The 16,515-nt window shown below is 34.9% G+C and carries 19 protein-coding genes and 1 other annotated feature; of the genes, 2 read left to right on the forward strand and 17 right to left on the reverse strand.

All coding sequences use genetic code 11. The features are described 5' to 3' along the window. Nucleotides 1-93: 93 nt before the first annotated feature. The 6 genes from AC1TO4_RS03110 to AC1TO4_RS03135 form a co-directional block, all read right to left on the reverse strand. The gene (locus AC1TO4_RS03110; protein ID WP_482104108.1) at nucleotides 94-690 is read right to left on the reverse strand and encodes a hypothetical protein; all 597 of its coding nucleotides are present in this window, start codon (nucleotides 688-690) and stop codon (nucleotides 94-96) included. Nucleotides 691-933: 243 nt separating this feature from the next. Then, nucleotides 934-1,617 carry a hypothetical protein gene (locus AC1TO4_RS03115; protein WP_482104109.1) on the reverse strand — a complete coding sequence of 228 codons (684 nt, stop codon included), beginning with the start codon at nucleotides 1,615-1,617 and terminating at the stop codon, nucleotides 934-936. A 213-nt stretch (nucleotides 1,618-1,830) separates the two neighbouring features. Then, the gene (locus AC1TO4_RS03120) at nucleotides 1,831-2,253 is read right to left on the reverse strand and encodes a DUF1801 domain-containing protein (RefSeq protein WP_482104110.1); all 423 of its coding nucleotides are present in this window, start codon (nucleotides 2,251-2,253) and stop codon (nucleotides 1,831-1,833) included. 774 nt (nucleotides 2,254-3,027) lie between these two features. Then, nucleotides 3,028-3,321 carry a hypothetical protein gene (locus AC1TO4_RS03125; RefSeq protein ID WP_482104111.1) on the reverse strand — a complete coding sequence of 98 codons (294 nt, stop codon included), beginning with the start codon at nucleotides 3,319-3,321 and terminating at the stop codon, nucleotides 3,028-3,030. A gap of 242 nt (nucleotides 3,322-3,563) precedes the next feature. Beyond that, the gene (locus AC1TO4_RS03130; RefSeq protein ID WP_482104112.1) at nucleotides 3,564-4,124 is read right to left on the reverse strand and encodes a hypothetical protein; all 561 of its coding nucleotides are present in this window, start codon (nucleotides 4,122-4,124) and stop codon (nucleotides 3,564-3,566) included. Between the two features lie 201 nt (nucleotides 4,125-4,325). Then, entirely contained in the window at nucleotides 4,326-4,940 is a 615-nt protein-coding gene (locus tag AC1TO4_RS03135) for an FMN-binding negative transcriptional regulator (protein ID WP_482104113.1), read from the reverse strand. A gap of 209 nt (nucleotides 4,941-5,149) precedes the next feature. Here AC1TO4_RS03135 and sspO point away from each other — a divergent pair, with 209 nt between their 5' ends. Further along, a complete protein-coding gene (sspO, locus tag AC1TO4_RS03140; RefSeq protein WP_482104114.1) occupies nucleotides 5,150-5,305 on the forward strand; it encodes a small acid-soluble spore protein O in 156 nt (51 codons plus the stop codon). A gap of 361 nt (nucleotides 5,306-5,666) precedes the next feature. Here the strand turns inward: sspO and AC1TO4_RS03145 are convergent, their stop codons facing one another. From AC1TO4_RS03145 to AC1TO4_RS03185, 9 genes are all read right to left on the reverse strand, one after another. Then, nucleotides 5,667-6,101, reverse strand: a complete 435-nt coding sequence (locus AC1TO4_RS03145; protein WP_482104115.1) for a hypothetical protein — start codon at nucleotides 6,099-6,101, stop codon at nucleotides 5,667-5,669. Between the two features lie 340 nt (nucleotides 6,102-6,441). Beyond that, nucleotides 6,442-6,696, reverse strand: coding sequence for a PepSY domain-containing protein (locus AC1TO4_RS03150; protein WP_482104116.1), 255 nt, complete (start codon nucleotides 6,694-6,696; stop codon nucleotides 6,442-6,444). 157 nt (nucleotides 6,697-6,853) lie between these two features. Then, nucleotides 6,854-7,522 carry a DNA alkylation repair protein gene (locus AC1TO4_RS03155; protein ID WP_482104117.1) on the reverse strand — a complete coding sequence of 223 codons (669 nt, stop codon included), beginning with the start codon at nucleotides 7,520-7,522 and terminating at the stop codon, nucleotides 6,854-6,856. A gap of 93 nt (nucleotides 7,523-7,615) precedes the next feature. Further along, nucleotides 7,616-8,041 carry a hypothetical protein gene (locus AC1TO4_RS03160; RefSeq protein WP_482104118.1) on the reverse strand — a complete coding sequence of 142 codons (426 nt, stop codon included), beginning with the start codon at nucleotides 8,039-8,041 and terminating at the stop codon, nucleotides 7,616-7,618. 311 nt (nucleotides 8,042-8,352) lie between these two features. Continuing rightward, the gene (locus AC1TO4_RS03165) at nucleotides 8,353-9,264 is read right to left on the reverse strand and encodes a DNA/RNA non-specific endonuclease (protein WP_482104119.1); all 912 of its coding nucleotides are present in this window, start codon (nucleotides 9,262-9,264) and stop codon (nucleotides 8,353-8,355) included. A 29-nt stretch (nucleotides 9,265-9,293) separates the two neighbouring features. Next, nucleotides 9,294-9,677 carry a DUF1398 family protein gene (locus AC1TO4_RS03170; RefSeq protein WP_482104120.1) on the reverse strand — a complete coding sequence of 128 codons (384 nt, stop codon included), beginning with the start codon at nucleotides 9,675-9,677 and terminating at the stop codon, nucleotides 9,294-9,296. 178 nt (nucleotides 9,678-9,855) lie between these two features. Beyond that, a complete protein-coding gene (locus AC1TO4_RS03175) occupies nucleotides 9,856-10,281 on the reverse strand; it encodes a GNAT family N-acetyltransferase (RefSeq protein ID WP_482103426.1) in 426 nt (141 codons plus the stop codon). Nucleotides 10,282-10,489: 208 nt separating this feature from the next. Next, complete coding sequence (locus tag AC1TO4_RS03180; protein ID WP_482103425.1) at nucleotides 10,490-10,738, reverse strand: hypothetical protein; 249 nt, start codon at nucleotides 10,736-10,738, stop codon at nucleotides 10,490-10,492. Between the two features lie 980 nt (nucleotides 10,739-11,718). Then, nucleotides 11,719-12,945 carry an MFS transporter gene (locus tag AC1TO4_RS03185; RefSeq protein ID WP_482104121.1) on the reverse strand — a complete coding sequence of 409 codons (1,227 nt, stop codon included), beginning with the start codon at nucleotides 12,943-12,945 and terminating at the stop codon, nucleotides 11,719-11,721. A gap of 64 nt (nucleotides 12,946-13,009) precedes the next feature. Further along, nucleotides 13,010-13,274, reverse strand: a binding site (T-box leader). Between the two features lie 262 nt (nucleotides 13,275-13,536). On the opposite strand from AC1TO4_RS03185, the gene AC1TO4_RS03190 reads away from it, so the two are divergent. Next, nucleotides 13,537-14,637, forward strand: a complete 1,101-nt coding sequence (locus AC1TO4_RS03190) for a metallophosphoesterase family protein (protein WP_482104122.1) — start codon at nucleotides 13,537-13,539, stop codon at nucleotides 14,635-14,637. A 263-nt stretch (nucleotides 14,638-14,900) separates the two neighbouring features. Here the strand turns inward: AC1TO4_RS03190 and AC1TO4_RS03195 are convergent, their stop codons facing one another. Both AC1TO4_RS03195 and AC1TO4_RS03200 read right to left on the reverse strand, forming a co-directional pair. Beyond that, nucleotides 14,901-15,158, reverse strand: a complete 258-nt coding sequence (locus AC1TO4_RS03195) for a hypothetical protein (protein ID WP_482104123.1) — start codon at nucleotides 15,156-15,158, stop codon at nucleotides 14,901-14,903. A 483-nt stretch (nucleotides 15,159-15,641) separates the two neighbouring features. Further along, nucleotides 15,642-16,340 (reverse strand): polysaccharide deacetylase family protein, encoded by a 699-nt coding sequence (locus tag AC1TO4_RS03200; protein ID WP_482104124.1) that lies wholly within the window; start codon nucleotides 16,338-16,340, stop codon nucleotides 15,642-15,644. Nucleotides 16,341-16,515: the final 175 nt, after the last annotated feature.

The following is a 16,515-nucleotide window of genomic DNA, read 5'->3' on the forward strand; positions in this document are numbered from 1 at the left end:
CTCTATTCTTGAACTAGTCTGCCTGTTAGTGAAAATACGCCTCCACTTATTGTAGAAACGCACCTGTTACTTTAATAATATTTACACAAGCCCTCACTTATTAAATTCAGCTTTCAGAAGATAAACAACGTCATAGTCTTCTAACTCATTCATATGACCATCAACATTTTTATAAAAATCGGTAGTAAGACTGCCTATCCTTCCATCACTTGAATAACGGATACTCCCTAACACTACCTCTCCTTCAATGATATTGTTCTTCTCTGGGAGGCTGTCCCAAACACTTGACATAGCATCTAAATCATCTGACGTTGTCTCGAAGTCACTTATATAATGCATGCTATCATTACCGCTAATTCCAATATTAAATGTATGTTGCTTTCGACTGCTATCTGCTTTTGAGGTTGCAAAAATAATAGAGCCATTTCCCTCTACCTGTGTTGTTACAGAGCTTATTTCATCATTAACCAATTTACCCGATTCATATTTTTCAATCCACACGGACACTTCCTTATATTCATTGTCAATATTGAAGTCAAAAACAAGTGATTTGTCTGAAGTAGTCGATAGTATTGCATTCTCTCTCTCTGTTAATTCAACAGCAGAAATAGTATTTGATTTCGCATCGTTGTTAATGCAGGCACTTAAAACAAATACCAGTAGGGTTATTAGTGTAAATAACCTTTTCATTATATTTCCTCCCTTTTAGACTTTATCGAGACAAATACTTCTTCAACTAGCCTCCCCCTTAGTTGAACTAGAAAAGGGTACTTAACTCCTATTTGAAGTAAAGCACCCGTTAATGGAGGAAAGTGTAAGCTGAAACTGAAAGTACAAATACTGATGTTATAAACGATATAATCACATTTATTTTTCGTTACCTACCTCACTCGTGACTTCTAATTGAACCAACCTGCTATGTTCAATAATTAATTATTGTACATGAATCGATTTTCGTAAGTCTTCTAAAAGTGGGGACATCGCATCTGCACCTTCTATTGGATATTGAAAAGTAATCACTAGTGCATGTTCATCAATCTCATATGCAATAAATCCTTTCATTGGATGGTCGCCATAAAATTGTGTTTTTCCTATCAAACCATTTTCTTCAACCGGTGTGCTTTTCAATTCATAACCTTCTTCAAAACTTTCTTCATATCCTTCTGTTTCAAATCTTTCTTGCAGGTTCGATACAGATTTTTCAAGATTTGTGTGTTCGATCATTTCTAATGTGATCTTATAGTCATCGTATTGAGTTGAATAAGTTATTTGGTTGTTGCTCACTTCAGGAACACCGAATACTTCATCTAATTGATAAGCAACACCATAGGTTGGTATATGATAATTAATAACTTTAATTTCCTGGTCCTGTCCTTCATTTTTTCTAATGACTGTTTCGGTAGAGCCTGTATGAATCTCCATGCTAGTTTCATTTACTTCAACCACATCTTTTGAATTCGATTGATTTTTATCATTTTCCGGTATTTCTTTTTCCACTTGTTCTTCATCATCATTCGTATCATCGCTGATTAGATTATTATTTGTTTGATTCCCCTCGTTATTACAAGCCATTAATAATCCAATTATTGTAATAATACCCAAAAACTTTTTCACCATTATTTTTCCACCCCTTTAAGTTTAAATTAAGTACTTACAGGCACCGATAAGGAAAAACTTTTGTTAGTTCAGTTAGCAACTAATGGAGCTGAACCTGATTATTCTTTAATTAGTTATGAACTTGATTATTGGTTAAAACAAAAAAAAATTAATGTGTAGTGAACCTTTACCTTATCAAGTAAGCTGATAAGGCTATTGTTTCATATAATAACTTTATTGGTTCGGAGAAAGATTCTGAGATGTTTCTAATGTATGTTTAATTAAATCCTTTAAAACATCGGTATCGATATCAGCTAATTTATTAACATAAATACAAGCCTTACTCTTCGTGTGTTTACCAAAGCTAGCTAATAATTTTTCTCTTTCCTCACTTTCATAGGCCAAATAAAGACTAATTTTTGCCTTTCTTGGTGAAAAACCCACTAAAGGCGCATCCCCTTCATGTCCTGATGCATACTTATAGTGATAGCTACCAAAGCCTATAATGCTAGGACCCCACATTTTCGCGTCATAACCAGTTACCTCTTCAAAAATTTCTAATAACTGAAAGCCATCTGCCTTCTTCTTCTCATGTTCCACACTTTCAATAAATTCAATTACACTACTGTCGGTTTCTTTCATCTTCGGTTCATACATATATGCGCCCTCCTATCCTCTGAGTAAATAATTGTTTATATTATTGTCATAGCTATTACATTCTTGAATACAAGTCCAAATCCCTGCCAAAGAGAATAATCTTTAAATATCCTTTGAATAACCAACTATTCTACAAATACAGAACTTCATAAACTTGCCTCTTATATAAAACATTTTCTACCAAAGTTCCAGTTTTTCGATACTTTTCTATTCATTTTTACTCAAATATGTTGCAGGAAATTTAAAAGTCTTTGTTACTGCAAACACATACCTATTCTATTCATATATTAATTAAGTGTGAATTCTGTTTCAAGAATAGTAACTACATCATTCCAATCTTCTATCATACCGCTCATTCTCTTTCATAGACTATCTCCTATCCCGTATCACCTAAATTAATTCGTATCAAAATAAAGGGGTACCTTGTTCAACTAAAGGGCCGTTAGTTGAATAAGAACAAAGACGCTTATTAAACAATCGCGCCCGTTTGTCTAATATTGTTTCTCTTTATTATTCAGATACTTAGACACTATAATTTGAAAAACAATGATAGCTGCACCAAGAATCAGAATGAATATTGGTCTTTCACTTCGGCTGTAAATATTAAAAATAAAGAATACCCCAATTATCCAAGTAAAAAAAAGAAATGATAGCTACAATTATTTTTGTTCGTTTCAAGAATCCTCTCTCACTTTCATCTCTTTTTTTATAATTCTATTCAACAATCGCACCCTTTTCTTGAATAAACAATAGGTATTATCCTAGCTGTTATTGTTAGATGATATTGTTGTTCTCTTTTTTTCCGAAGAGTAGGGATGTGAAATAAGTAAGTATAGCTGTTAGTAGACCTGTACCAAAGAGTATGCTTCCAGCAATTACAAAGTTGTTTTTATGTGTTTCAACAACCATGTCGTATTCGCTAGTATCAGCGATACCATCTTCTTGGTTAAGAAGCCAAGATGATCCTAGAGAAGTTCCAAATGAAATACTCGAAAACATCAAAACTAATCCTGCGATTGTTAATAAAGATGAAATAATAATTAATCCTTTAATATGTTCTTTTATCAATCGGATACCTCCTCTAAGTTTTAAAACCTTATTTAAGTATCTCGCACGATGATTGAATAAATCTTTTCTTTTCCCATTACTTTTCTTGTTAGTCTTGGTGGCAAACGCAGTCATCAAAACCATAAAAACAGGAAAGAAACTTCCTAAAAATATATACTCTAAAAAAACGCAAATTTCGGTAATGATAGCCTCAAATAGATCTGTAGATATAACATCAGAAACAGGAAGTTAACCAATAATGATCATTGGCTCTTTTTCTTGATCAATTCTTTGTATTCGGTAATCGTATATTCATCCGTTTTTACAACGGTCCATCGATCATTTTTAAGTTTCAGGGAGATTTCTATTAAAAGTTCCCCTCCTGACTCATCGAAATCATTACGCACATAACCAATGCCGCCATGAACCAGAACAATGACCTCTTCGTCGTTTACGACCTTTACTTTCAATCGGTCACGACTTTCAATACTAAAATTGGCATCTATCAATTTAAAACCTTTGTTTAAGGATTCAACTTCATATTTCTCTACATTAACACCTTTTTGAAAATCATAATCTACCTTTAAGTCTGGATACTGATTCCAAAGGAGACTAATATCGTTATGTATCACTGCTTGTGTTCTGTAATACATATATTTCATGATAAGCTTATTATATTTCACCCAATCAGACGCTTCAGGTTCAATAAAACCGGCTACACTCTCTTCTTTAATCTGATTTACTGTTTCACCAGGATTTTGTTGACATCCAAACAAAGAACACACAATAGCAGCCATTAATATTCCGAAAAGATATTTCCTCATATTTCACCCCATCTATTCATATAGCATTGCAAAATGCTTCTTTTCTGTTAAAAGAAAACCAATATTTTTCAACATGACATACCACTACTTCACGGGGCCCTGTCCTTTTGTTCAATTAGAAAAAAGAGCAGCCTAAGCAACCTTATGAATTTAACTAAAGCAAGTTAGTTGAAGATAGTTTTATCTATCTAATTATTTGTCTTATTTTAATTTCCTCTCCATCACTTGTGCGATTTGTTGAGAATTCATATCCTTTTCCTCATATAGTTTATTAACGATGTTCTGATAGTCCTCTTCGTTACGATTTTGACTTAGTTTATCGACAGCTTGAATTTCTTGGACCTTAATCTTAAATCCAACAATACCTTTTAGTTCTTTTTCTAATAACTGTGAAGAAAGTTTTTCCCACAAAATAGGACTCTCTCGATGTTTTTCGTATTTTTGCAGCAACAATGTCAGGTCCTGTTTTAACTCTTCTTCGTTCAAAATGATGGCCCTGCCATATACATGGACAGCTTGATAATTCCATGTCGGGACATTTTCCTGTTCATACCAAGAAGAAGAGATATAAGCGTGCGGTCCTTGGAAAGTAATCAATACATCTTCACAGGTTTCGAATGTTCTCCATTGAGGATTCCCATAAGCCATATGCCCTGTTATATAGTAATCTTCTCCCTTTTCATTCAACTGCAAGGGTAAGTGAGTTGCAATTGGTTTCCCTTTTTTGGTAGTGATAAGTGTTCCAAATGAATTCATTTGAATAAATTCCCTGATTTCCTCAAAATTTGTGACCTTAAAATGTTTAGGTATATACATGATGTTTCTCCCTTCATCAATAATTAGAGTGTTTTGGTCATTATCAGTTATTGTTTCGGTACAACTTGATTGAAACCTATCCTAGCATAATGCAATTTTATTGAAGTAACCTGCTACTTTTAGTGAATAAGAAAAAACAGCCGTAAGATTTAACAAAAATGCATACTAAGGACGCCACGTGGCAAACTAAAATCATGGAGGTGTATATAGTGAGCAACAGCCCGAAGAACAATTTAAGTGCTAACGCTAGTGATGAGCAAGCGGCTAGGAAGAATTTATCAAGGGAGTTTGATCATGAACTTGCAAACAAACCCTTGACACCAGCAGAGAGACATAATAATAAGAAAACGAAGAAGCGGCAATGAGCTAAAATGATGTAAGCCCGATTATAAAAAATAAGCGTCCCATTTTTTAAATCGAATGCACGGCTTACTTCATTTATTTACTATATTCCGCTTAGAACTCTGATTTAGATTAAATATGTCCTCTAGGTCAACCAGAGGACAACGACTGATTACAGCATTGTGCTTTGTCATTCGTTGTCCTCTTTTTTGGGGATTCTGACCTTTATTTTAATTTCACAAACCTGTTAGCCATCCACGCTGCACCACAGACTGTCGCACTCTATACGAGTAGCACTCATGGGAGATTAATCCTATTCTGATTTTTTCACTAGCCTGCCTTTATTATAAGAAAAATGGAGTTGGTTCCTGATTTAACTATCAACTAGGCTCGGAATTCTTTTTCAAGAAAAGTAACTACATCAATCCAATCTTCTATTGGTGAATGTTCTTCATATTCAAATGCTCCAAAATTCACATTAGCATCTGGTTCATCTTCATAAAGTGAAAACTCTCTTATTAACGCACCATTTTTTATTACTATAAGCTCTGCATTCAAACCTTCATCATAGTAAACATAGATAACAGATCTACCATTTGCCAGTTTCGTCCATGCCTGATTCGATAAACCAAAGAATGCTCCTCCTTCAAAGTCCAAAAAATATGTCCATCCATCTTCAGTTTCAGAAATGTGTACTGATTTATCAACACAATTCCCGTACTCATCCAATTCAAATTCAATCTCTTCATTCATCCAACTACAATAACTTTTTTTAGCTTCTTCTAAAGATAAATTAATCTTAAAACAACATTCTTTCATGTTGATTCATCATCCTCACTTCGCTTTACAATTCACCTTTACTTTTCATTCGTATTGAACAATCCTGCCTAGTTAGTTTAATAGCAGAATAGTCAGTCGTTAGGTATAGCGTAACACATTTACAAATATTGGTGTAGAGAGGTGATATAGAAGATTGGTGTTTGCATAACAACCATGTGATTTATAATTTCCTATTACCCAAAGAATCCTAAGAACCACTAGCAGGCGATAGAGTCATCGCTCTATCACTTATCTATGTGTGAAGGCATAACAAAAGGACTTACATATATGAAGTTTAATCATAAACGCAAGTCCTATTCTTCTGAAATAAAGCTACCCGTTAGTGAAACAACCACTTTATGGTTAAATCAAAATCATTTTCTTGATCAATCTTATGAATTCTTCCTGTTTTTGCATTTATCTCAACTTCATATGTCATGTTCTGAGGTGTTAAAATGAAGCCTTCATAGAACAAAATACCGTTTTCCATATCCAGGTCTACATGTAGAACCTGCCCAGGTATCATTTGAAGGGCGATTTGTATTGCCTGTTCGGTAGTAATTCGCTGACTATTATTAGGCATTTGGTTTACCATTGAAAATGGCCTCCTTTTACATAATGTATCTGTATATTATGCAAGAGAAGAGTCATTAGTAACTCCTTATTGAACTAACTCGCTTCGTTAGTTTAAGTGTATACATTCACAATCAGGTCATCTGTTAAGAATAGTTAAATAAACTTTTCAGAGGTGACTAATTATTATGTCGTTTGTTAACTTCAATCGTAATGAACTCCGGCAAATAGCTAGGAGTACATCCTTTTGCTACTATTTCATCTTTGTAAAGACCCGTTTTCTCACCAAGTTTAATACAACGTGCACGATTATTTTCATCATAAACGCCTATCCAGCATGCGGTGAAATTCATAGCCCATTGAACTTCCGGTTCTTCCTGCGTAATATTAGCTTCTATTGCAGATAGCAAGTCTGCGGTGTTATCAGGCGGTGTTTGTCCAGTCCATCTCAATCGTCCTTGATAATACCAGTAAGCTCGCCTTTGAAGAGCAGAAGGACTATTTTCCCATGACTCCATCAATGCAATTTTCTTCTTGTCTTTTGTGAGCTGATTGGCCATTAACCAATCCATTAAGTTATTTCGCTCATCAAAAGTGTGAGTCTGCATATCCTTATCAAGCTTATTTAGCACATCTTGTGAAAGAAGTTTTTTGTCCATAATTAAGATTGCTAATAGTCTGGGCAAAAACTCTTCGGTTGCCCAAAGTTCCATAGCTAGTTCGTGATCTTTTTTAATGTCCTTCGCGATTTTTCGTAAGTCGCCTAGCTTAGTTTTACTATTGATCTGAGGGAGAATATTTTCTGCTTTTGAAGAGCGTTTTATTTCTGTACCTTTATTTTCATTCATTTTATACAACTCCATTATTAAAGCATTGTTTCATGATGTTACCTCTGGCAACCCCATTATTTTTCACTTAAAGCACCCCTTAGTTCAACATAGTTACTTACTTTTATTATGCAGTTCAAATGACTCTTCAAAGTCATCCCATTTTACATTTACTTTTATAACTTCGTCTTCCCCTACTTTTGCTCCCCCTTTTGAACGGCCTGAAGACGAAAACGTTACTGTTGATGGGGGTTCCGTGAACTCTTCAGTGCTATCCCCTCCACTACTATTAGTTTCATAAGAGTATTCAAGTTTTTGTAATGAAGACAACTCTTCTAAAGTACCTTTATATTTTAATCTAAACTCATAACTATCTTCGTTCGAAGAACCGTCTTTTCCTCCCGATTTTTCAGTTCCTTTATAGGAGTATTCAGCTTCCCAATGTTCACTTTCTCCACTAAATTTATAATCATTGTACGTAGTCTCTGAACAAGCTGTTAAAAGCACTATTGTAAATAATAAAGTGATTATTTTCGTCAAATCAATTCTCCCCCCAAAAAAATGTTGAATTGAATTATCTACATATATTAACTATTTCAACACGCCTCTAAAAATACCTCTTCTTCCACTAACCTGCTTCGTTAGTGGAAGAAGAAAAAAGGCTTTACTCCTTCATGAAGTAAAGCACTCGTTAGTGAAAATTATATATATTTTCACAGTACAAATTTTATATATGATATGACCATTCTTCAGTTGTTTCTGTATAGACATCCGTTTGCAATTTGTTATAAATCGACCAACGAGAAAAATGTTCTTGCGTTCATTCATATTGCCTCAAAGTTCTAGGGGGCTTACTCGCCCACCATACCGTCATTATCATTATCGCGCATATAGGGGTATAACCAATGATCGCTCGTTATTGGCATACTAAAACCTGCTGCTTTTGCTTCTTTGATCGTCACCTGTCCATTACCGTTTGTATCAACACTAGAAATATCACCGTTTGTGTTTGAACTAGTTGAATCAGAAGGCTCACTACCTGTTAAACCGAGCGATGCGTTTACTTCATCAGGGTTCACATTGTCAAATATATCAACGATCTCGTTACCCATTAAAGTATAGGTATACTGATAACTCGAAGGAATCTGCGTTTTCGTATCCGGATATGTGATTATTGCCTCAAAATTCGTAGCTCCACCCGTGCTACGAATCACGTTTTCCATATAAGCTTGATCACCATGTCGGTTGAGCGTACTATCTTGTGGGGTAATATTATAAGCATTCGATACACCTCCGAGAGAATCCGCAATTATATGTCCTTCATCTAAAACGTCACTTTCGACGCCAGGAACCTTTGCCTCATCAGAATAGTATCTGCCAGACGATAATACAGTTTCATTGCTGTCATCTTGCATAATGACTTCGTCGGCAATGACACGTACTAGTTGCCCGTATTCATTAGTAAATGCCCAATATTCACGGTCCCCGTAACCAATGTCAACGACGACGTTAGGCTCACGATATCCAGACAAATCACCACCATCAACTTCAATAAGTTTATATCCTGTGAACAGTTCCTTATTTGGTTGGGTTGGTGTTTCCTCTACTACTGGTTCTTCAACAACCGTAGTGATAGATTCTTCTGTGGTTACCTCTTGTGGATCTGTTTCTACTTCTGAAATGGATGCTTCTTCTAAGTTGGTACAACCCACCATAAAGATAGTCGTTAACAGTAAGATTAAATAGTTCATTTTCTTTTTCATTTCAGGATTCTCCTATTTCTGGAATTTCTTTAAATTTTAAGCTGTTCTTCAATACTTTCTTCTCCGATTCCAATATAAGTAACCTTTTTCTCAGTTATGTCCACACGATAGGTTACAATTCCACCCTCAGCAATCTCTTCTAAGAAGGCTAAGAAAGGAAGTGAGATGTTAGAGATTGCCTCAAATACCTTATTTCTATTAAATTTATCTGAGATAACCAAGCTTACTTGGGAATCTGTTTTAAACTCCGCATGAACTCCTTTATATGTGGCTTGACCCGTAGCAACTTCTATTTCGTATTCATTTATGCCTCTTTGAGACAGTTCTTCTAAGAATTGCGAAAAGGTTGTCTCGCCGTTACTTCTTCTACGGATAATCTCTTGAAACTCACTTTCTGTTATGTTGTCATTCATACATATACCTCCTATTAGAATTAATTCTTAAATATCCTTCATCTCTATTCTAACCTGAGTAGCACTTCTAATTCTTGTAAAAATGGGACATACTCGTTTATTCAACTAACCTGAAAAAGAGTTACCTAAGAAAACCCTCGTTTTTTAACTAAACCACCCGTCAGTTGAACAAGGTATCTCAATAAACTAGTTTCTTCGAAAGATAATACTGTTGATTATCTTTATTAGGATGTTCTTCTATTATACCAAATACTTCATAACCATATTTTTGATAGAAATTTGGTGCTTGAAAGCTAAATGTATCTAGTTGTATGCGTTTGCATCTATTTTCTCTTGCAATATCCTCTATATTATCTAATAACTGTTTTCCGTATCCTTTACCTCTTAGGGATTCATCAACCCATAAGAAATCAATATGTAAGTGATACCAAAAAATCGTTCCTGTAATGCCACCTAAAATTTTCTCCTCTTCATCTCTAAGGATAAAGCTAATGTTTTTGACTGGGTGTTTTACATCATCCGGTAGTTTAGAAAGATTGTGTTCAATTACCTTTTTACGAATAAAATCACTGTCTTCTTGATTCCATTGCTGAGTTATTTTCATAACTATCCCTCCATTTAAGTTTTTGAGTATATATTTTATCATAAAAAATGAACCTGAATTTATAAATAATCCATGTTTGCTTATTGATGTAACCTCCTGCTTTAGTGGAACAAAAAAAGAGCCGTCTAAGCAGCTCAACAATCTTCAAGTAAAGCACCCGTTAGTGGAATAACACCTTCAGCAAAACCTGAACTTATTGATTCCCATTTTATCTCTTCCTCTTCATTGTACCTGGTTTGCTTTTAACTTTAACTATACGTTGCACAATAAATCCAACTATTAAGCCGATAGCAAGAGGAAGTATTGCAATATTTGCATCAAAAATCAACCCATTTTCTAACGGTTCATTTAGATCAATTGAAAACCTAAGAAGAGATAAATTAAATTTATTTCCAATCCAATATAATAGAGCCATTGTCCCAACTGATGATAATAACGGAAACCATATAGTTCTCACAAAAAATCTCCTTTCAATACTTGTTATTGAACAAACCTGCCCCGTTAGTAGAATACGCTCAACACTAGACAGGTATTACTCGATAAAATTCCTACAAAAGTACTTAGAGAATTGCATCAATTTTTTTTTGATAAACAAAGGGCAAAATCGAACTTACGAGTAAACCTATTATGATTGAAGAAGTTACTAAAAGTCTACATTTTCGAAGCGATATTTCTTCCCTTTTATAGGCAATATTTAATACTTTAATCATGAAATAAACCGTTATAAATATTATTATAGCTGAGAAGATACTAATCAAGATTAGCTCCATTTTAAAACTCCTTCATCGATTAAATTTTGAACTAACCCTTATTCAACTAAACTGCCTCGTAATCACCAACTTCCACCAATCAATATTTCTTCCATATGTAGTCAACAGGGCAATGAATCCTACATATAACGTAAATTTAAATAATCCAAAAAGGATTTTCATACCATCCCTCATTCTTTTAAATTATTAGTTGGTATTATCCCCTAAATTAACTACTAACAATATTAAATCTGTAACACCGAAAAAAGATAGCATTTAGTCAAATTTGTTAGTCCACTCCTGTTAATTACATAAACAATACTAACAACAAGCATATAATCACTTCACTGGATAAAAACGGATTGAACTAAAAAATACCTTTTTTACAGTAAGGAAAACTGAAATTCTTGTTCAGCTAAACTGCTGTTAGCCATACATGTAGCGCAAAATCAGCGCTACACCCCAGAGGATGAAAATGTGTGCAGAACGGGTATAGATTAGGACGGCTGGCGAGGAAGGTCGATGAACTATGGTGCCATAGAGCCCATCCGTTAGTCTGACTCCAACGACCACGGTGCATCACAGACTGTCGCACCCTATACGGGTAGCACTTATGGGAGTTCAATAACTTTAAATCTGGTGCAGTAAAAGGCTTGTCGATTACTTTATCGGTCAAGCCTTTTTATAATTAACTGTTTAAAGAAGCAGCGCCTTTTTTAAAATATTCCTTCCTATTTGCACCTGATACAGCTTTTAATGCCATTAATCCGAAAAAGAAGAATGCAAATGAACCTATTAACCCCACAGGACGAATCGAAGTTAATTCAGCAGCTAAACCAATTAATACTGTTAAAGCAACAATGAAAGATGCTTCAATAACACTAAAGATGCTTCCGAACCTTCCCATCATCCTCACAGGAACATGATTTTGGTAGAAAGTCAAATACCCTGTATTTGCAAACGTTACAGCAAACCCAATTAAAAATACACCAGGCGCTGCACTAAAAAAGCCATTCGAACTATAAAGTACTATATAACCTATTGAGGTAGAAATGGTACCAAAACCTATTAAAAGATTAACCGCAAGCTGTTTTGAAAATACTGAATTAATAATAGACCCTATTATAATTCCAGCTCCAAAGACACTTAATAAAAACCCATAATTGGTATCTGATATTGAAAGTACTTCTTTAGCAAATGCTGCCTCAAGAGAATCTATTGCAGTCATGAATATAGTAGTACCGCTAAATAATAAATATATCTTTGTGACATAGGTATAGTCCTTACTGAAATTAAAAACAACCCGAAAATCATTTTTCATCATATCCCATGTAAGTCTTTGTCCCTCTGTCTCTTTGAGTCTTGAATCAACATTAGGTAACATCATAATAATAAGTGCCGAAAAAAATAAAGCCACTGCATTCACATGGATGGCAGTATAAGGAGTACCCATCCAAAATAAAACCCCAGCAATGGTAGGACCTATTAGTGAACCACAAGAGTTGATAAAATTACGTAGTGCATTAAAGCGTTGTCGATCTTTCTCAGGTATTAGTTTAGTCATATAAACCATAGATGTAGGTTGAAAAATAGCACTTCCCATATTAATGATAAACGCTAGTATATAAACATAAATAAGTGAAGGTAAAAATGGAATTAACGCAATAAATAGTGCCCGGAAAACATCTAATCCCATCATAAGTCGTCGTGTATTTACCCGATCAATTAAACTACCTGCCCAAGCATTCGAACATATAGTTGCAATTGGACCCAGTATATATAATAAAGCAATCGCAAGTGGAGAACCTGTTTCATTCAATATAATTAAATTTAGTGCGATTAGGTAAACCCATCCACCCACATTTGAAATTCCTATTCCTCCTAATAGCATTAACGGATACTTCCATCTCGACATGTTCACCACTCCTTTTTATTTTTTTGTAAATCAAAATAAAAAAACTCACCCCCAAGATATTTATCTTGGGGGCGAGTCATGTCGCGGTGCCACCCCAGTTCACCTCTACATTTCTGCAGAAGCCTAATCGAGTACTGCTTTATGAATATATCACCTGCGATACTCTATCTCGTTAACGTGAGAATACGTTGCATCATCATTGTTCAAAACAAACAAATCCAATGCACAGCTCCAAGCCTTGTTTCAACACATTTCCTATCCCTCTTTTTCAGCAACCAGAGGTCTCTGTAGATAGTACGTGTGTTTACTCTTCTTTTCACAGCTTTATATATATTTATACATATATTACATTATACAGTAATTATTTACTTCATGCATACCACAGCTTACTCTTCTTCAACTAAACTGCTTCGTTAGTTCAATAAGAAAGGTACATGCACCTTAGGTAAATTAATAGAATTATACAGATCTCCCCCCTCTCGCCTTAGGTTTATTACTCTGTCTTTTTTTACATAAATAATACAGTAAATTAATATACGTTTAATACCTGTATCTTATAATTTAACTACATACTAGAAAGGAGTGTATTTTATGAAATTAAAATCATTAACCGGAATGATCATGATTGCATTTGCTGTAATTTTAATTACAACTAGCTTCACCAATTCCTCCGTTCAAGGGAAGGCCAATGAGAATAAAAAGCTGCAATTCAACTCTGACGGTAAGTATAAGATTGTGCAGTTTAACGATATCCAGGATGATGAGGATATCGATTCCCGCACGATAGAATTGATGAACACGGTGCTTGATGAGCAGAACCCGGATTTAGCCATTTTAAATGGTGACATGCTTACTGCTGAGATTGATACAGCCGAAGAAGTGAAGCAAGCCTTGGATACCATTGCACAACCAATGGAAGATAGAGGCATCCAATGGGCTGTTACTTTCGGTAATCATGATGAAGACCATACACCGAAGACCGGAATGAACGAAGCGGATATGCTCGAAATTTATATGTCTTATGAACACAATGTAAACAAGCCGGGACCCAAGGATATTACTGGAACTGGTAACACAAATCTAGTTATCAATAACTCCAAGAATACAGATCCTGCCTTTAACATTTGGCTATTTGATAGTGGCAGATATGCCCCAGATGAAATTGCAGGACAGAATTTTGAAGGATACCAAACATGGGATTGGCTCAGCCACGATCAAGTCGAGTGGTATTATGAAACGTCAGAAAAACTGGAGCAAACAACCGGACATAAAGTTCCATCACTGGCATTCATGCATATTCCTCTACCTGAATTCGAAAATATGTGGTATGCAAGTCCATCCGACAGAACAGACGAAAGTCATCAGAAAGCAGTAGAGAAACATAACATTGTAGGTGAAAAAAATGAATGTGTATGCACAGGTCCTTTTAACAGCGGCATGTTTGCAGCTATGCTAGAAAGAGGCGACGTGAAAGGTGTCTTCTCTGGTCATGACCATATCAATACATTTGTTGGTGACTATTATGGAATCAAATTGGGCTACGCAGGAAGTGTTGGGTTTGGATCCTATGGCCTTGGCGGCGAGGAAAACGACAGGCTGCGCGGTGCACGGGTATTCAACTTAGATGAAAATGTGGAAGATGTGCTTGTTGACACAAAAATGATTTTCGCTGAGGACTATGGGATAAAATAAACTGATAATTGCTTGGTAGAAAAATATTATTAGCTAAGCCACCTTTTATAAATTTGGGTGGCTTTTTATATGCTTCCCTCTAAAAAAGTGACAGACATCCTGACTATAAAGACTAATGCGGAATTCCACTAAACTTCCCTGTTACTTCAATAAGAAAAAAGAGCCCCCTAAGAAGCCCCTGTTTGAAGTACACCCCAAAAGTTAGAGTCAAAATCTAACTTTTGGGGTGCACTTCATTTGTTCAACTTTTTCTATCCCAAACATTAGATGTACGTTGTACGAATAACAACAATGAATAAAACCAAACAGAAGGCCACTCCATTTAGGATAACTCCTATGAGCTTAACGACACCTTTTTTACCTAAGAAGGCAGATATCATCCCTAAAAGCGGAAACAGAACCATTAAATAAATTAAAAATTCACCAGAAGTACCAAAATTGATTGCATTTATCATCATAAAAGGCATTAAAAAACAAGCAAACAAAAATACAAACGAAAGCAAACTATATATTTTCTCCATAATAACCCTCTCCCTCTTATCTGTTCAGTAAACTACCCCAACCCAATAATTGAAGAAAATACTCTATATTATACATAATCATTACGCTAAACATTAGAAAAATAAGTGTAGTAACATGTTGTTTTGAGTCCTTCAGATACTTCCACTCCAGAATAAACTGAATACCAAATGTTAATATAAAATGGAGAATCCAATACACTAAAGCAGGTTAGTTAATGAAAGTTTTATTGTCTGATTATTTGTCCTTTTTTAAATTCCGCTCCATCATTCGTGCGATTTACTGAAAGTTCATATCCTTTCCCTCATATAGTATATTAACGATGTTCAGATAGTCCTCGTTAAGTTTTTGACTTAGTTTATGTAAAAAATCCGTCACTTAAAGAAGGAAAAAGCGATACATACTTCCGGAATAATCTCCCTTATTTTACCAACTGTATCTCTCCAAACAAAAATGCTAAAGAAAGATCGATTTTACTGTTTAAATCATAATTCTTGAAACTCATCCACAGTCACAAATTTATACCCATCGTTCGTAAGTTCTCGTAAAATATCTTCAATCGCTTGGATTTCCTCACCTGTTTGATCGTACATTGGATGCAGCAAGATTATCGAGCCTGGTTTAATGTTATCCACTACATAATTTACTTTTTCATCAGCATTTGTGTAATAGGTATCCGGTTCTAAAGACCACATAATCGTCTCTCTGTTGTGCTTCTTTAAATAATAGGGTAATCCCACAAATTTCTTCCCATAGGGAGGTCGAAAGTCAATTTCGCTCTTATATCCAGACTTTCTAATTAACTCATCGGTTTTTTCTATTTCCTCTTTAATGAAAGAAGGTGATTTTAAAACCATTCTTTCGTGTGAATAGGTGTGATTTCCAATTTGATGCCCTGCTTCTACCAATTTCTTTGCTTCTTCAGGGTTTTTTTCAATATCATTCCCGATAAGAAAAAAAGTAGCTTTTGCTTTGTATTTATCCAATAAAGGTAGAATTTGAACCACGTTCTTTGTCGGACCGTCATCAAATGTTAAAGCAATGACCTTGTTTTCCGTTTCAACTTGGTATGTTAACCCTCCAAATAATTGAAAGGTCCTTAGTTTCGTAACTTTGAACGTTCCTGCGAATAAAAGAGCCATTATTAAAAATCCAATTCCCAAAAATGTGATTTTCTTTTTCATCTGTGTTTCCTTTCTTTCAAAAGCTATTATATAACGCTTGTATTTTAGCATAATGCAACTTTCTTGAAGCAACCTGCTGCTTTAGTTCAATAAGAAAAAAAGTCATCTAAGCCGCTCAACGATTTTCAAGTAAAGCACTTGTTAGCTTAATAAACTTCCAAAAAAATATAACGAC

The sequence above is a fragment of the Sporosarcina sp. Y838 genome (assembly GCF_056786515.1).